This window comes from Bacillus sp. AL-1R, from assembly GCF_052180195.1.
In the GTDB taxonomy this organism is placed as follows: domain Bacteria; phylum Bacillota; class Bacilli; order Bacillales; family Bacillaceae_G; genus Gottfriedia.
Genome location: NZ_CP197469.1, coordinates 3,419,212 through 3,435,982 on the forward strand (window position 1 = coordinate 3,419,212; position 16,771 = coordinate 3,435,982).

The following is a 16,771-nucleotide window of genomic DNA, read 5'->3' on the forward strand; positions in this document are numbered from 1 at the left end:
TCCTTCATATAAGTTCGATATTTCCTGAGATTTATCCTATATATTAACTGTTAATGAAGTATGTTTTTTTCAAATTTCGTCATATTTCCCGGTAAATAAAGGCAATCAGCTCTACTGGAAAACAATCATTTCTAATTATATCGGTCAAATAAAAAAATCCTCCATATTAAAAATGGAGGATTTTTCAAATTAAAATAGAACTTTTTCTAAATTTTGTTGTTTAATCATTTCTAAGAAGCTATCGAATGGTTGAGTACCAATGTCACCTTCGCCACGTTTACGAATAGCTACAGTATTATTTTCAACTTCTTGATCACCAACTACTAACATATAAGGTAATTTTTGAAGTTGAGCTTCACGGATTTTATATCCAATTTTTTCACCACGTAAATCAGCTTCAACACGGATTCCTGCAGCTTTTAATTGTTCAGCAAGCTTTTGTGCATATTCATTGTGAACACTTGAAATTGGTAATACCGCTACTTGAACCGGTGCTAACCATAATGGGAATGCTCCAGCAAAATGCTCAGTTAAAATTCCTAAGAAACGGTCAATTGAACCGTAAATTGCACGGTGGATAACAACTGGACGTTCTTTTTGATTATCTTCATTAACATAAGTTAAATCAAATTTCTCAGGCATTTGGAAATCTAATTGAATTGTAGCACATTGCCAGCTACGTTTTAGTGCATCTTGAATATGGAAATCGATTTTCGGACCATAGAATGCTCCATCACCTGGGTTTAATTTAAAGTCTAAGTTCTCAGATTTCAGAACATTTTCTAACGCCTGCTCTGCTGAGTTCCATAACTCTTCTGAACCCATTGAATCTTCTGGACGAGTTGATAATTCTACTTTGTAAGTGAATCCGAATACGCCGTAAATTTCTTTAATTAAGTTAATTACTTCGATAATTTCGCCTTCAATTTGGTCTGGACGACAGAAGATATGTGCATCATCTTGAGTAAAAGTACGTACACGCATCATTCCATTTAAAGCACCAGAATATTCATGACGGTGAACTTGACCATTTTCACACATACGAACTGGTAGATCACGGTATGAATGTAATTTATTTTTATAAACTAACATATGCCCTGGGCAGTTCATCGGTTTTAATGCGAATTTAGTTTCATCAACCTCAGTAAAGTACATGTTTTCATGGTAGTGATGCCAGTGACCTGACTGCTCCCATAATCTTTGATTCATAATAAATGGTGTACGAACTTCTTTATAATCTTTTGAAGTTTGTAATCCACGCTCATATTGTTCTAATTCATTACGGATAATAGTACCTTTTGGTAAGAAGAATGGCATACCAGGTGCTTCTTCAGAGAACATGAATAATTCAAGCTCTTTACCTAATTTACGGTGATCACGTTTTTTAGCTTCTTCTAATAAGTGTAAATGCTCTTCTAATTCTTTCTTACTTGGGAACGCAGTACCATAAACTCGTTGAAGCATTTTATTATTTGCATCGCCTCTCCAATAAGCACCAGCAACTGATAATAATTTAATCGCTTTTACACGTCCAGTTGTTGGAACATGTGGACCACGGCAAAGGTCTACGAATTCACCTTGATTATACATTGAAATAACTGCATCTTCTGGTAAATCACGAATTAATTCTAATTTAAACTCATCGTCTAGTTCAGTGAAGAATTTAATTGCCTCTTCACGACTAACCTCTGAACGAGTAATCGGTAAGTTTTCTTTAATAATTTTTTCCATTTCTTTTTCAATTTTCGGTAGGTCTTCTACTTTAATTGAAACAGGAAGATCAATATCATAATAAAAACCATCTGCAGTTACAGGTCCAACTCCAAATGCAGCTTTTTCGCCTTTATAAAGACGTTTTACTGCTTGAGCTAAAATATGAGCTGAACTATGACGCATCATTTCTAAGCCTTCTTGATCATCTTGAGTAATTATTTGAACTTCACAATCTTCAGTAATAGGTGTATTTAAATCCACTAATTTACCATTAATTTTTCCACCAAGCGCTTTTTTCTTTAAGCTAATGGAGATTGAACCCGCGAAATCTTCAACTGTTGTATTTTGTTCCACCTCGCGAATTGATCCATCTGGTAATTTAATTGAAATCATTTAAGTTCACTCCTTTTTCAAATTAATTTTGACAATAAAAAAAGAGCACACTCGTAGGGACGAATGTGCTCGTGGTTCCACCCTAATTTAATGTACACAAAAATAAGTATACAAAATCTCAACGTTTTAACGGTCTACACCGATAGTAGATACTTGTAAAAAATTACGTTCCCCACTATAGCTACAAGGTGGTAAGTCATTCAACGTATAGAGAATTCTCGCACCAAATGAATTCCTCTCTTACTATCGTCTTGAACGCTCGTGTCCTTGATCTTTGCTTTTCCTTATTCTTATAAAAGTATTATATAGAATGTCATTGAATTCTTCAAGTACTCATCTTAAGATTAATTTAATTGTTTATCATTCTATTCAATCTTTATTCAGTATGTGACAACATTACTTGTTTTAAACATTCACAACTGAATTCTTTGTTTCATTTAATAATTTTTCTTTCCACTCATTTTTCCATTGTTCACTTCGCCCTGTTTGACGATTTATATTAACTAAAGAATTTCGACCGGTAAAGCAAATTTCATTTTGAGGATTAATCCCCATATAGTGTATATCAATTGATGAATTTCCTACTTTTGCAATTTTTACGTACACATCAATTATTTCATTAAAAAATACTTGTCGTAAGTAATCACATTGTAAATCGGCAACAACTGGAATAAATTCACTATGATTTGCCGTCCATTCTTGCATAAACCCTAAATGTTTTAAATACTCAATACGTGCTTCCTCAAAATAAACGAATGGAACTGTATTATTCATATGACCAAACATGTCCGTTTCACTAAATCGAACTTTAACTGTAATCTTAAAAGAAAACTCAGATTGCCACTCCTCTATATTAGATACATAATTCATTTTTCCCATCGAATTTGCCCCCTTACTAGCTTTATTATATCATTAATTCTACTAGAGAATGAATAACCATTCATTTATTGAGGGGGGCTTTCTATCTACTCTACTTACTTTTCCCTAATTCGGTTAGGTCATAAAAACTATACTAACCATTTAATAGTTTTGATGAATATAATTCCCATGTTTGAATGTGATTCTTTTAAAATGGTTGTTTCGCATCCAAGCATCTACACGTTTTTCAAAAAGCTCTCCCCCATATATTGGGTATCTTTCTGATATAGGATTTTTTTCATTATATATCTTATTTTTAAAATCATCTGTCTTAATTAAGTAACATTGATCTGAAAATCCATAGCCAATATAAAAGTTTTCGTCTTCATCTATTGATTCTTGTTTTGCCTCAAAAATTTTTCTATTCCAGATTGGATTTGCTACTTTGATTTTTTCATCATTTTGTAGTTTTTGTATCGATAAATCAATCCAATTAAAAGGTTTCTCTAAAATAGAATCACTTGAAAAATGAAGTAAGTAATCTGTATTACAAAGATAAATACTTACAAGTTCTGAGATTGAATAGTAATAGCCACCTTTGAAGCTTTCCTTAGTGATTTCAAAGTAATTTAGAGCTTCTTTTGAAAAATCATCAACTATTACATATGAGGATAATACATCTCTATCGACAAGCTTATCTGCATGACGACTAACTTCCTTTACATCTTGTACGTTATTAATATATAAAATTCTTTCTTTAAATTGAAATTGATTATATTCAATCATTTTTTCGATCCGATCTGTCTTTAAAAGTATTGCCCAATCTTTTTCGTAGCATTTCGTTTCAAATGTGACTTCAAACTGTTGCATTCTAGTCAACCTCCGTCCGAAAGCAGTGAGTTGTTCGATTCCGAATCCGCCTTTACTATTGATATGATTTTAAAGTGGAGTTTATTAGAAGATGTTTGTTTAAAAATATAAAAAAAGCATGTCCCGGGAACATACTTTTTCACGCTGTTGAAAAAAGAATTTGTCAATTAAATTGTAGGAGGATCATTGATAGGTAAGAAGTGTCTCGTTGATTTCCACTACAGGTTGCTCGCTTTCCATGGGGCGAGATTCTATAGTCTCCTCGGCGTGCGCCTGTGGGGTCTCAGCCTTCCCGCATCTCCCATAGGAGCCTGGCAACCTTACGTTCCAATCAAATTCTTTATGAAAAATAATAATCTTAAAAAACATTAGAATATGCAATTGAACGAATGAATTCCATTTTATTCTTCAATATTAAATTGAAAAAATGATGACAGCTTACACATCTAGAGTAATAATTAATGTGAATTCTATCTTTTTTCCATTTTAGGTAAATCTTTAGTGGTACGCATATATTCTTTTATTTCATCAATTGTAATCATAGTACAGTTTCCTTTCGCCAATTTTTTTATTTTCCTTAAACTTATCGCTTTTTTCCATTCATATATACTTAATTGATTCAGAGCTTCTTTCTCACCTACACTTCGCATTCTAGTACTACTCTTCCGTTCACTTTGAATAGTTTGTAAAATTTGGAGATTTACTTTATTAAGATTTCCCTCGATTCTCTCATCGATCTCACCTAAAGAAATTTTTCTCATTTAAGTATCTCCTTTCTGTATGTTTTTCCTAACTATACATTAACACAGTTATACCTGCTTATTTCGTTTACCATTATTTTCGGTTATGCTTTACTTTTTGCTCTGAGAAATTTTTTTTGATAATCAGTTAATCGACAATAATTTTTTTCTAACTATAAAAAAAGCATGTCCCGAAAAGGACATGCTTTTTTGTTTATTATATTTCGTCGCTTCCAAAGAAGTCTTTGAAAGATTGAATTGTTGTTGCACGGTTTAACGCTGCAATTGAAGTAGTTAAAGGAATACCTTTTGGACAAGATTGTACGCAGTTTTGTGAGTTACCACAGTTTGATAGTCCACCGTCTCCCATAATTGCATGTAGACGTTCTTCCTTATTCATTTCTCCAGTTGGATGAGCATTAAATAAACGTACTTGTGAAAGCGGAGCTGGTCCAATAAAGTTAGATTTACTATTAACGTTTGGACAAGCTTCTAAACATACACCACAAGTCATACATTTTGATAATTCGTAAGCCCATTGACGTTTTCTTTCAGGCATTCTTGGTCCAGGACCTAAGTCATGCGTTCCATCAATTGGAATCCACGCTTTAACTCGTTTTAAAGAATCGAACATACGACTACGATCAACTTGTAAGTCACGTACTACAGGGAATGTACTCATTGGCTCAAGACGAATTGGTTGTTCCAATTTATCAATAAGCGCAGAACATGATTGTCTTGGTTTACCGTTGATAATCATAGAACATGCCCCACAAACTTCTTCAAGACAGTTCATGTCCCAAGAAATTGCAGTCGTTTCTTTTCCATTTGAATTAACAGGATTTTTACGAATTTCCATTAAAGCCGAGATTACGTTCATATTCGGACGATAAGGGACAGTAAATGTTTCTTCATATGGCGCAGTGTTCGGTGAATCTTGACGTTTAACAATTACAGTAATTGTCTTTTCAGCAGTCATTGTTCCATTATGCATTTGCTTTGTCCTCCTTCTTCTTAGAATAATCTCGTTTTCTTGGTTGAATTAATGACGTATCAACATCTTCGTAATGGAATAATGGTGAATTAGATTTTTCATCAAATTTAGCCATTGTAGTTTTTAAGAACTCCTCATCATTACGCTCTGGGAATTCAGGTTTATAGTGAGCTCCACGGCTCTCATTACGGTTATATGCACCTAATGTGATCACACGTGATAAGTGGAGCATGTTTTCAAGTTGACGAGTAAATGAAGCACCTTGGTTACTCCATTTAGCTGTATCATTAATATTAATGTTTTGATAACGCTCATAAAGTTCTTGAATTTTTTCATCAGTTTTTAATAAGCGATCATTGAATCGAACTACAGTAACGTTGTCTGTCATCCACTCTCCAAGCTCTTTATGAAGAAGGTATGCATTTTCTTTACCGTCCATTTTATAAATACGATTCATTTTTTCTTTTTCTTCATTAGCATTTGATTCAAATACAGTAGAAGCCACATCATCTGAAGATTTAGCTAAACCATTTACGTATCGTACAGCATTTGGTCCAGCAACCATTCCACCGTAAATAGCAGAAAGTAATGAGTTAGCTCCTAAACGGTTAGCTCCGTGCATTGAGTAATCGCACTCACCAGCTGCAAATAAACCAGGAATTGTAGTCATTTGGTCATAGTCAACCCATAATCCACCCATTGAGTAGTGAACTGCTGGGAAGATCTTCATTGGAACTTTTTTCGGATCATCACCTGTGAATTTTTCATAAATCTCGATGATTCCACCTAGTTTTACATCAAGTTCATGTGGATCTTTATGTGAAAGATCTAAATAAACCATGTTTTCACCATTGATACCAAGTTTGTGGTCAACACATACAGAGAAAATCTCACGTGTAGCAATATCCCTTGGTACAAGGTTTCCATATGCAGGATATTTTTCTTCTAAGAAATACCATGGTTTTCCGTCTTTATACGTCCATACTCGTCCACCTTCACCACGAGCACTTTCACTCATTAAACGGTTTTTATCATCTCCAGGAATCGCAGTTGGATGGATTTGAATAAATTCACCATTTGAATAAACGGCACCTTGACGATATACAGCTGCAGCAGCTGAACCAGTGTTGATAATTGAGTTTGTCGTTTTACCAAAGATAATACCAGGGCCACCAGATGCCATAATTACAGCATCCGCAGGGAAACTTACGATTTCCATTGAAGTTAAGTTTTGTCCAACGATTCCACGACAAACTCCTTCATCATCAACTACAACTCTTAAAAATTCCCAGCCTTCATACTTTTGAACAAGACCTTCAGATTCGTAACGACGAACTTGCTCATCTAATGCATATAATAATTGTTGTCCAGTCGTAGCACCAGCAAATGCTGTACGGTGATGTTGCGTTCCACCGAAACGACGGAAGTCTAATAGTCCTTCAGGCGTACGGTTGAACATTACACCCATACGGTCCATCATATGAATGATGCCCGGTGCTGCTTCTGCCATTGCCTTTACAGGTGGTTGGTTTGCTAAGAAATCTCCACCATAAATTGTATCATCAAAGTGCTCCCAAGGAGAGTCACCTTCACCTTTTGTATTAACCGCACCATTAATTCCACCTTGAGCACATACTGAATGTGATCGTTTTACGGGAACTAATGAAAATAAATCTACTTTTGTGCCAGCTTCAGCGGCTTTAATTGTTGCCATAAGACCAGCTAATCCGCCACCGACGATAATTATTTTCCCACTCATGACTCTCTCTCCTTACAAATTCGCTAGTTGTGGATCAATGAATGCAAAGATAGCACGTAATCCAACGATTGATAATACTACGAAAACACCTAATGTAACATATGTTGAAATACGTTGTGATCTAGGTGTTACAGTAATTCCCCAAGAAACGAAGAATGACCATAATCCATTAGCAAAGTGGAAAATTGTTGAAATAACACCTACTATATAGAAAACTAACATAAATTTCGAACTAAAAATATCAGCCATCATATTATAATCAACCGTTGCTCCTAGTTGAGCAGCGATACGTGTTTGCCATACGTGCCAAGTAATAAAAATTAAAGTAATTACACCAGAAATACGTTGGAATAAATATAACCAGTTACGTAAGTACCCATAATTTTTAACATTGCTAGTTCCAGTGAACGCAATGTATAGTCCGTATATTGCATGGTATAAAATTGGTAAGAGAATAATAAAAATTTCTAAAAAATAGCGGAATGGTAAATTCGCCATAAAATCAGCAGCTTTGTTGAACGATGTTGCTCCATTTGTTGCAAAATGATTGACAACTAAGTGCTGTGTTAAAAAGATTCCAACCGGAATAACGCCTAGCAATGAATGAAGTTTTCTAAAGAAAAACTCCCTTCCATTCTTGTTGCTCATGTAAACCCCTGCCCCCTTTAGTTTGTGCACATGAAAATTTGATTCCTCTATTATTCTAAAAAAATAGAATAATTTAGTAATACGCATAAAAAGTCGAAATTTTTATGACATTTATCTACAACCCATTTTACTCCTGATAATATAGCAGGTCAAGAAAACGCGTACATTTTTATTTACTGAAAAAACTTCTCAATTAGATTGGTAATCCTTGTAATCTACAATTGTCGAATTGTTGTTTTTACTAGTAAATATTGTATATAATAAAAACATGTTTTTTAGGAAAGGGAGAGTTATCCGACCATGACGAACGGCATTGAAAATTTAAATATTCCGGGAAATATTTCTGGTTTTGGCTATGAGCTTATACGAAACGATCTATTGAGTGATTTATTAGGAAAAGAGCAAAATGATATTTTATATTGGGCGGGTAAAATGCTTGCCAGAAAATATCCATTAGCAACTTTTGAAGAAATCATTGAATTTTTTGACCAAGCTGGTTGGGGTACTCTTACTGTTGAAGAAGAAAAGAAGCAAGAAGTTCATTTAACATTATCTTCTGAATTAATTACATATAGAAATCAACAAAAAAAGAACGTATCTTACCAATTAGAAGCTGGATTTTTAGCGATGCAAATTCAACAGCAAATCGATGTAATTGCTGAAACATATGAAGAGCAAAGTAAAAGAGGCGATAAAGTAAAATTCCAAGTAAAATGGGATTTAAAGGATCCTATTACAAGAAAATAAAATGAAAACACCACAAGGAAATTTTTATTCCTTGTGGTGTTTCATTAGGATGATTTTTTCATAAAAAATTGAAATATAAGTTCAAATACTTTAAGAAAAGTTCAACGTCCTACCCCTGCTCTTTCCTTTCATTACTTTGATCCTGTCTTCTAATTCTCTCAAAATTTTTGTTTCTCTTAACTCCTTTGATAATAGAATTTAATAAGATTAAACAAATAGAAACAAAAAACAAAATGGCGAGTATTAATAGAACAAACTGTAGCACAATTTCTCCAAATCTGAACGCAAGTAAACTATGCCTCATTATTAATACCTCCTTCATTTATTCACCATTTAGCCGTTCTCCTTACTTATTTTAAATTTACAGAATCTTTATATAATTTATTCGCTTAACGAATAAAAAACCCTTTAAAGCGCGATCTCTATACTATATAAGCTTAGGTAAATGGACGTGATCAATATTGATTAACTCAATATTTCAAGCCTATATAAATAAGAAAGTATACGCCTAAAAGGGTTTATTTTTTCTATTTAGTTTTCTACTACTACTGCTTCATTAATTCGATCTAGTTGATAGCCGTTATGAAGAGCATGAACTGCTTCTTGTAAATTTGATTTTGGTATTACTGTTGATACTTTAATTTCAGAAGTACTTACCATTTTTACAGGGATTTTACTTTCTGCTAAAAATTTAAACATTTTCGCAGCAACACCTGGATTTGAAACCATTCCACTGCCGACAATTGATACTTTAGCTAGTTCACTTTCAAAATCAAATGAGCGGTAACCTAAAAACTCTTTCTTTGATTCTAAAACTGTTATTGCTTCCATCATATTTTCAGATTTGATCGAAAATGAAAGATTTACTAAGTTATCTGATGTTACGCTTTGGATGATAATATCTACATCGATTCCTTCACTTGCTAGTAAAGTAAAGATTTTAGGCAATAAATCTACATGGTTATTCAAACCATTTAAAGTCATCCTTGTTACATTCGATTCGAATGCGATTCCTCTTACGACTGATTGTTGTTCCATTTCTGTTTCCTCCCCAATAAATGTACCGATTTCATCGTGTTGACTTGAACGAACTTGAATAATTAAATGATAATTTTTTGCGAATTCTACCGCTCTAGGATGTAAAACTGCAGCTCCTAACGCTGCAAGCTCTAGCATTTCATCATAAGAGACATGGCTTAATTTAGATGCTTTTGGTTCAACTCTTGGATCCGTAGTGTAAACCCCTAATACGTCCGTGTAAATATCACAACGTTCTGCATTTAAAGCAGCAGCCAATGCTACCGCTGTAGTATCTGAGCCACCTCGGCCTAATGTTGTAATGTCATTGCTTTCACTTAATCCTTGGAAACCAGCAACAATGACGATATATCCTTCATTAAGTAATTGTTGAATTCGTTTTGTATCAATTGTTTCTATACGCGCATTCCCATGGACAGATTCAGTTTGAATTCCAGCTTGCCAACCAGTAAGAGAAATAGCTTTAAAACCTAGTGCTTGAATTGCCATTGCTAATAATGAAATTGAAACTTGTTCGCCTGTTGTCAGTAACATATCTAATTCACGTTTACTGTTTTGTGGACTTATTTGAGCTGCTAAACTAACTAGTTCGTCTGTATGATGTCCCATAGCAGATACGACTGTAACTACTTGGTTTCCTTCTTTATATGATTTAGTTACTGTTTTTGCAACATGCTGAATTCGTTCAATTGAGCCTACTGAAGTACCACCGAATTTCTGGACAATAATTCCCATTTTTCCTCATCCTCACTTTTTACTTAAAAAAGAATACAAAAAAGCGCGTGAAGCAATGTTCACGCGCCTAATTTACAAATAAAATAGACAAATCATCAACATCTCTTCAATAGCTCCCCGCATAATTATTATGCGACAGTACTACATTTCTTAAATGCAGTCCCAACAAAATGAATTGTGGATTCATTTTATTTCGGCAAAACTCCCTTTCAACTGTCCATCACAACGCCACACGTCTATGACAGCATACTCTTAAGTTTTGCACCTCTATTACGAGAGAAAATCATTTAATTTTAACTAAAATATAAATTATTTTGAAAATAGTGTCAAGATAAATTTATTGGTATCACTCTTTATGGAAATGCTGAAAAATTTCTTCTGCAACATTTTTTGGCATTTTAGCAGCAATTAACTCATCGATTGATGCCTCTTTTATTTTTTTAACTGATCCAAAATGTTTAAGAAGGGCTTTCTTTCTTGTTCCACCAACACCCGCTATGCCATCTAAAGCAGATTGAACCATTGATTTACTATGAAGCTGACGATAGAATTCAATCGCAAATCTGTGTACCTCATCTTGAATTCTTTGTAATAAAAAGAACTCTTGGCTTTGTCTACCAAGTTGGACAATTTGAGGTGGTTGTCCTATTAATAACTCTGAAGTGCGGTGTTTTTCATCTTTTACAAGACCGGCTGTTGGAATGAATAAAGCTAACTCATTTTGAAGTACATCTTCAACTGCAGCTAGATGTCCTTTCCCACCATCCACAATTATTAAGTTAGGTAAAGGTAAATTTTCTTTTAGAGCTCTTGAATATCTTCTACGAACTACCTCACGCATTGAATCATAATCATCTGGTCCTACAACCGTTTTGATTTTATATTTGCGATAATCCTTTTTTGAAGGTTTTCCATCTATAAAGACAACCATTGCTGAAACAGGATTTGTTCCTTGTATATTTGAATTATCAAATGCTTCTATTCGATATGGTGTTTCAATATTTAAAATCTCTCCTAATTTTTCGATTGCTTTTACGGTTCTTTCCTCATCACGTTCAATTAATTTAAATTTCTCACCGAGTCCAATTTTGGCATTTTTATTTGCTAATACAACTAGTTCCTTTTTTTGACCTCTTTTTGGTTGGAATACAGGAATTTTTAATAAACCTTTTAAAATTTCAGTATCCACTTTATCTGGTACAAAAATTTCTTTTGGTTTTATATTATGTGGTTTTTCATAAAATTGCCCAATAAATGATAAGAACTCTTCCTCAGGTTCATCGTAAATAGGAAAATAAGATACATCTCTTTCAATTAATTTTCCACTTCGAACAAAGAATACTTGAACACACATCCAACCCTTGTCAACCGCGTATCCAAATACATCTCGATCAATTAAATCACTACTCATCATTTTCTGCTTTTCCATAGTCGTTTCAATTGATACAATTTGATCTCGATACTCTTTTGCCCGCTCGAAATCTAATTGTTCAGATGCAGCAAGCATTTTTGCCTCTAACTCTTTTCGTATTTGATCTTCACCACCGTTTAGAAAACGGGCAATTTCATTTACTATGTCCTGATTTTGCTCATCAGTTACTTCCTTTACACAAGGCGCAAGACACTGACCAATATGATAATATAAACAAACTTTATCTGGTAATGAAGAACATTTTCGTAATGGATATAGACGGTCTAATAATTTTTTTGTTTCATTTGCGGCAGTAGCATTAGGGAATGGGCCAAAATATTTTCCTTTATCTTTTTTTACATTTCGCGTAATCAATAAGCGAGGATGTTTTTCAGCAGTTATTTTAATAAAGGGGTATGATTTATCATCCTTCAACATAATGTTATATTTCGGATCATATTTCTTAATTAAATTCATCTCAAGAATTAAAGCTTCCATATTTGAAGACGTAACAATATATTCAAAATCAGTTATCTCTTGAACTAATCGATAGGTCTTACCATCATGTGATCCAGTGAAATAAGATCTAACTCTATTTTTTAAGACTTTAGCTTTTCCTACGTATATGATCGTCCCTTGAATATCTTTCATCAAATAGCAACCAGGCTGATCCGGTAGAAGCGCTAATTTTTCTTTTAAGTGATTGTCCATTTCCTCTCACCTCTTTCGTGCAATTGTACACATAATATTATAATCTCCACATTTGAAAACTGAAAATACTTTAATCATATTAAGTAAAAATTAAGTTTTCTAATGTAACTTTTATTTCATCTAAAAAAAGGGAGTAATGATAAGATGAAAAAAGTAAGAGTAGTTCATTTTTGGATTGGTGTTATTGTATCGGTTTTCTTATTAATCGAATCGGCTACAGGAATTATCCTGTATTTCAATAAAGGTGAAGAAGAAAAGGGACGATTTCCTATGCAAAATCAGTTACCATCCGGTAGTCAGTTTAATGGAGAAGAACACTCTCAAAATAGCGTTCAAAACAATCCTCTTCAAAATGGACAAAGTGATGCTAATTTTCAAACTCCATTCCAAAATTTTGGAAAAAGACCTGAGCATTCTGCATTTTCAGCTAAAAGCTTACATACCGGCATAATTGGTCTAATTAGTGGCATCGGTCTTTTTATACTTACCGGAACAGGGTTAGCCCTATCTTGGATTTTGTGGAGTAATAAACGTAAAATAAAAAAAAGAAAAGAAAAAGTATCAACCGCAACCGCTATTTAAAAAAATAAATAGATTGTCCCACAGATTTTTCATGGGAACCTTCTTTTTAAGCTAAAAACCATCCAAAATTCTCTGGATGGTTTTCACTTTTATTATTACAGCTTGAGAAATTAAGAAGTCGCAGTTTCCACTTCTACTTGCTCATTACCTTCTTTATCTCCAGCTTTTCTATTTGTTAATTTAATTGGCTTAAGGAATAATGTTACGATTGCACCAACAATTATGAATCCTAATCCGACGAAGAATACTTGATGTAATGAATCCATTAATGATGTTTTTATTATTGGTAACATACCTTCTAAAATTGGTTTAGGAATTAACTTTTTAGCATCTTCATTAAATAACATTGTAAAGACTGATTGAGGATTTGTATTAATCATATCTTTAAATTTGTCTACTAATGTTGCAGCTTGTGCTGGTAATTTATTTAAATAAGGAACTAAATCATGATTTAAAAGTGTTCCCGATTTACTATTCATAACAGCACCTAAAACAGTTGCCCCAAAAGTACCACCGATTGAACGGAAGAATTGACTAGAAGATGTAACAATTCCTAATTCTTTCTTATCAAAAACTTCTTGAAGAGCTAATGTAATTGTCGGCATGACTAAACCAATACCTAGACCCATAACTCCCATAAAAATTGTTGCAATTGTTTTACTTGAATCCATATCTAAAGTTGTTAATAAATATAGACCTAATGCGATGACGAACATCCCTGTCATAATTTGAGGTTTAATACCAACTTTAAATACAACTTGCCCCCCAATAATACTTGCAATAATCATTGTAATCATCATTGGAGTCATGATTGTACCTGATTCTGTGGCACTAGTACCTACAATACCTTGCATAAAGAATGGTACAAACATGATTGCACCAAACATCGCGATTGTCATAAAGAATCCAACTAAGTTTAATGTAACGAAAGTTCTATTTTTGAATAAATGCATTGGTAGAATTGGCTCTTTCGCTTTATTTTCCACAATAACGAAGCTAACGATCCCCACTATTGCTAAAACAAAAAGACTAATGATTTGCCAAGAGTTCCAATCATATTCAACTCCACCTAAACTTAAAGCAAGGAGTAAGCTTACAACACCGACAATCATCGTCACCATACCAGCGATATCAAAATTGATTGGTCCAGTATTTTTTCTTCCTTTTAAACCTAATGCAATAAATATAGTTGCGACAATCCCTACTGGAAGGTTAATGTAGAATACCCATTTCCAGTTTAATGAGTCAACAATCCAACCACCGATTTGTGGACCAATTACTGATGCTAAACCGTAAATACCACCGAAAACCCCTTGGAATTTCGCACGTTCTTTACCTGTAAATATATCCCCGATTACAATCATCGCCATTGGCATCATTACACCGCCACCGATACCTTGAATAGCACGGTAAATGATTAATTCAGTCATGTTATGGGCAATACCACATAATGCTGAAGCTGCCATAAATATAACTAAACCAGCAATATAAACACTTCTACGACCTAAAAGGTCAGCTAATTTACCTGCGATTGGTACTACAGTAGTTGAGGTTAATAAGTATGCTGTTGTAAGCCAAGTCATCATACTTAAACCACCAAGGTCTCCAACTATTTTAGGCATTGCAGTACCAACAATCGTACCATCTAATGCAGAGAAAAACATTGCTATTATTAGACCAATAAGCAATAGTTTACGACTGCCATCTTTTTGAACAACTGTATCTGTAGTCAAAATAGATTTCTCCCTTCACTTTCATATCTTTTTTCTTTTTATAATTAGAAATACAAAAAAGTATTTTGTAAAAATTTCTATAACTCTGCTGCAGCATTTGCAAGCTTTTCAGTAATCTTTGCAAATTGTAATAACTCGTCGTCAGAAAGGTTAAACAAGAAACTTTCAAAAATTGCTTTTCGATCCTGTATCACTGTTTCTAATTTTTTTATACCTTCCTCAGTTAACATAATATTTACAACTCTACGGTCCTTTTTATCATGTTCTCTATATACAAAATCATTATGTTCTAGTCGATCAATCATAAATGATACCGCACTTGGTTTTACACCCATCATCTCTGCTATTTCAGATATTTTGCAGCTTTCTTTTTTTCGTAAGTACATTAAAACAAAAAATTGAGTAGCTGTTACACCATGACTATTCATACTTTCTGTCACCTTTGGTTGCATTTTATGAATAGTATTTTGAAGTGCAATCTGAATCCGTTCAATGTACTCATTTTTGTTACCCAATAAATTTAACCCCCTTTAAAAATTAATTCAAGTAAATATTTAATGTATGTTAAATAATAATGCTTATTAAATATAAAACGTGACAGAAAAATAGTCAATCAAATTTATATTAGAAATTTTTAACATTACTTTAATTGTTTATTTTACTAATGATAATGAAAACACTTTCTTTGGCTTTAGGAGATGGTTTTATCATAAGAGTTCTCGCTAGCTATTTATTAAAAATGCAAAAAAAAAAATGCACTCATATTATGAGTGCATTTCTTACAAATTATGATTAACCAATATGTGGAGTAATTAATTCTTCTAAAGCTTCTTTAGGTTTGAAACCTAAAGTTTTTTCAACTACTTCGCCGTCTTTAAGAACGAATAATGATGGAATGCTCATAACTTCAAATTTAGCTGCTGTTTCTTGGTTTTCATCAACATCAACTTTAACAATTTTAACTTTTTCTCCATATTCAGAAGCTAATTCTTCTAATACAGGAGCAATCATTTTACAAGGACCACACCAAGTTGCCCAAAAATCAACTAATACTACACCTTCTTTTGTTTCTTCTGCGAACGTTGCGTTTGTTGCATTAACAATTGCCATTTATTTTTCCTCCTACCTGCGCAAGCTACATAAGTAAAATATGTAGATTGACATAATTTGTTATAATTTTAAAGAAAGTATACCACATGAGAATTAGCATTTTCTATTTATTTGCTCAAACTTACTATTTCCAAACAAAAGGTTGATATACTAATGAAAGGATTAAAATCATGATAACATTTGAAAGAATTACATCAGACTTAATTGAAGTAATTGAAGAAATTACAAATTCGAATCAAAATTACAATTTAATGGAGAATGGTTGTTTAACACGGACAAAAGAAGAACTAATGAAGGAATATTTTGCTTCCTCACACCAAACAGAAACTTATTTTATTAAATTAGATGATACTTATATAGGATTGATTGATTTTTTAGCGCTAAATCCAAAAGATGGTTTTCCTTGGCTAGGTCTTTTAATGATCCATCATGATTACCATGGATATGGGTTTGGAACAAACGCATTTGTGTTATTTGAAGAGCTACTCATAAAAAGAAATATCCACGGTTTGCGATTAGGTGTGTTAATTAATAACCAACAAGCAAAATCTTTTTGGAAATCACAAGGGTTTATATATGTAGAAAATAAAACGAATGCTGATGGTATTGAAGTAGAAGTATATGAAAAAATTTATTCATAATACTATTTAAACGGTAAATTATTACTTGACTGAACCTCAATAAATTATTGATCTAGTCCATGGGTAACAATTCCATTCGCTACTTTTG

General features: G+C 33.2%; 15 protein-coding genes and 1 riboswitch. Of the genes, 3 read left to right on the forward strand and 12 right to left on the reverse strand.

The annotated features are described in order from the left end of the window. Positions 1 to 189: 189 nt before the first annotated feature. The 7 genes from thrS to ACSBO6_RS16460 all read right to left on the reverse strand — a co-directional run bounded on the left by thrS (position 190) and on the right by ACSBO6_RS16460 (position 7,975). Positions 190 to 2,106, reverse strand: a complete 1,917-nt coding sequence (gene thrS / locus ACSBO6_RS16430) for a threonine--tRNA ligase (RefSeq protein WP_098843848.1) — start codon at positions 2,104 to 2,106, stop codon at positions 190 to 192. Between the two features lie 405 nt (positions 2,107 to 2,511). Next, a complete protein-coding gene (locus ACSBO6_RS16435; protein ID WP_098843849.1) occupies positions 2,512 to 2,985 on the reverse strand; it encodes an acyl-CoA thioesterase in 474 nt (157 codons plus the stop codon). A 141-nt stretch (positions 2,986 to 3,126) separates the two neighbouring features. Next, the gene (locus tag ACSBO6_RS16440) at positions 3,127 to 3,834 is read right to left on the reverse strand and encodes a hypothetical protein (protein WP_098843850.1); all 708 of its coding nucleotides are present in this window, start codon (positions 3,832 to 3,834) and stop codon (positions 3,127 to 3,129) included. A gap of 470 nt (positions 3,835 to 4,304) precedes the next feature. Next, complete coding sequence (locus tag ACSBO6_RS16445; protein WP_098843852.1) at positions 4,305 to 4,595, reverse strand: hypothetical protein; 291 nt, start codon at positions 4,593 to 4,595, stop codon at positions 4,305 to 4,307. A gap of 196 nt (positions 4,596 to 4,791) precedes the next feature. After that, positions 4,792 to 5,553 carry a succinate dehydrogenase iron-sulfur subunit gene (gene sdhB, locus ACSBO6_RS16450; protein WP_098848600.1) on the reverse strand — a complete coding sequence of 254 codons (762 nt, stop codon included), beginning with the start codon at positions 5,551 to 5,553 and terminating at the stop codon, positions 4,792 to 4,794. A gap of 7 nt (positions 5,554 to 5,560) precedes the next feature. Next, positions 5,561 to 7,327: a succinate dehydrogenase flavoprotein subunit gene (gene sdhA / locus ACSBO6_RS16455; RefSeq protein WP_098848560.1), complete on the reverse strand. Its 1,767-nt coding sequence runs from the start codon at positions 7,325 to 7,327 to the stop codon at positions 5,561 to 5,563. A 12-nt stretch (positions 7,328 to 7,339) separates the two neighbouring features. Next, complete coding sequence (locus tag ACSBO6_RS16460; protein WP_098848561.1) at positions 7,340 to 7,975, reverse strand: succinate dehydrogenase cytochrome b558 subunit; 636 nt, start codon at positions 7,973 to 7,975, stop codon at positions 7,340 to 7,342. Positions 7,976 to 8,275: 300 nt separating this feature from the next. On the opposite strand from ACSBO6_RS16460, the gene ACSBO6_RS16465 reads away from it, so the two are divergent. Then, a complete protein-coding gene (locus ACSBO6_RS16465; protein ID WP_098848562.1) occupies positions 8,276 to 8,722 on the forward strand; it encodes a YslB family protein in 447 nt (148 codons plus the stop codon). Between the two features lie 531 nt (positions 8,723 to 9,253). Here the strand turns inward: ACSBO6_RS16465 and ACSBO6_RS16470 are convergent. Together ACSBO6_RS16470 and uvrC are read right to left on the reverse strand one after the other, a co-directional pair. Beyond that, positions 9,254 to 10,495, reverse strand: a complete 1,242-nt coding sequence (locus ACSBO6_RS16470) for an aspartate kinase (protein WP_098848564.1) — start codon at positions 10,493 to 10,495, stop codon at positions 9,254 to 9,256. Positions 10,496 to 10,597: 102 nt separating this feature from the next. Continuing rightward, a riboswitch (Lysine riboswitch) is annotated at positions 10,598 to 10,773 on the reverse strand. Between the two features lie 68 nt (positions 10,774 to 10,841). Further along, a complete protein-coding gene (gene uvrC, locus ACSBO6_RS16475; RefSeq protein WP_098848565.1) occupies positions 10,842 to 12,617 on the reverse strand; it encodes an excinuclease ABC subunit UvrC in 1,776 nt (591 codons plus the stop codon). 144 nt (positions 12,618 to 12,761) lie between these two features. Here uvrC and ACSBO6_RS16480 point away from each other — a divergent pair, with 144 nt between their 5' ends. After that, complete coding sequence (locus ACSBO6_RS16480; RefSeq protein WP_098848566.1) at positions 12,762 to 13,199, forward strand: PepSY domain-containing protein; 438 nt, start codon at positions 12,762 to 12,764, stop codon at positions 13,197 to 13,199. Positions 13,200 to 13,309: 110 nt separating this feature from the next. Here ACSBO6_RS16480 and ACSBO6_RS16485 read toward each other — a convergent pair whose 3' ends face one another. The 3 genes from ACSBO6_RS16485 to trxA form a co-directional block, all read right to left on the reverse strand. Next, on the reverse strand, positions 13,310 to 14,932 hold the full coding sequence (locus tag ACSBO6_RS16485) for an MDR family MFS transporter (protein ID WP_098848567.1): 1,623 nt from the start codon (positions 14,930 to 14,932) through the stop codon (positions 13,310 to 13,312). 77 nt (positions 14,933 to 15,009) lie between these two features. Then, positions 15,010 to 15,447 carry a MarR family winged helix-turn-helix transcriptional regulator gene (locus ACSBO6_RS16490; protein WP_098848568.1) on the reverse strand — a complete coding sequence of 146 codons (438 nt, stop codon included), beginning with the start codon at positions 15,445 to 15,447 and terminating at the stop codon, positions 15,010 to 15,012. A gap of 277 nt (positions 15,448 to 15,724) precedes the next feature. Next, on the reverse strand, positions 15,725 to 16,042 hold the full coding sequence (gene trxA / locus ACSBO6_RS16495; protein WP_056472391.1) for a thioredoxin: 318 nt from the start codon (positions 16,040 to 16,042) through the stop codon (positions 15,725 to 15,727). 170 nt (positions 16,043 to 16,212) lie between these two features. Between trxA and ACSBO6_RS16500 the strand changes: the two genes are divergently transcribed. Next, positions 16,213 to 16,683 (forward strand): GNAT family N-acetyltransferase, encoded by a 471-nt coding sequence (locus ACSBO6_RS16500; protein WP_098848569.1) that lies wholly within the window; start codon positions 16,213 to 16,215, stop codon positions 16,681 to 16,683. Positions 16,684 to 16,771: the final 88 nt, after the last annotated feature.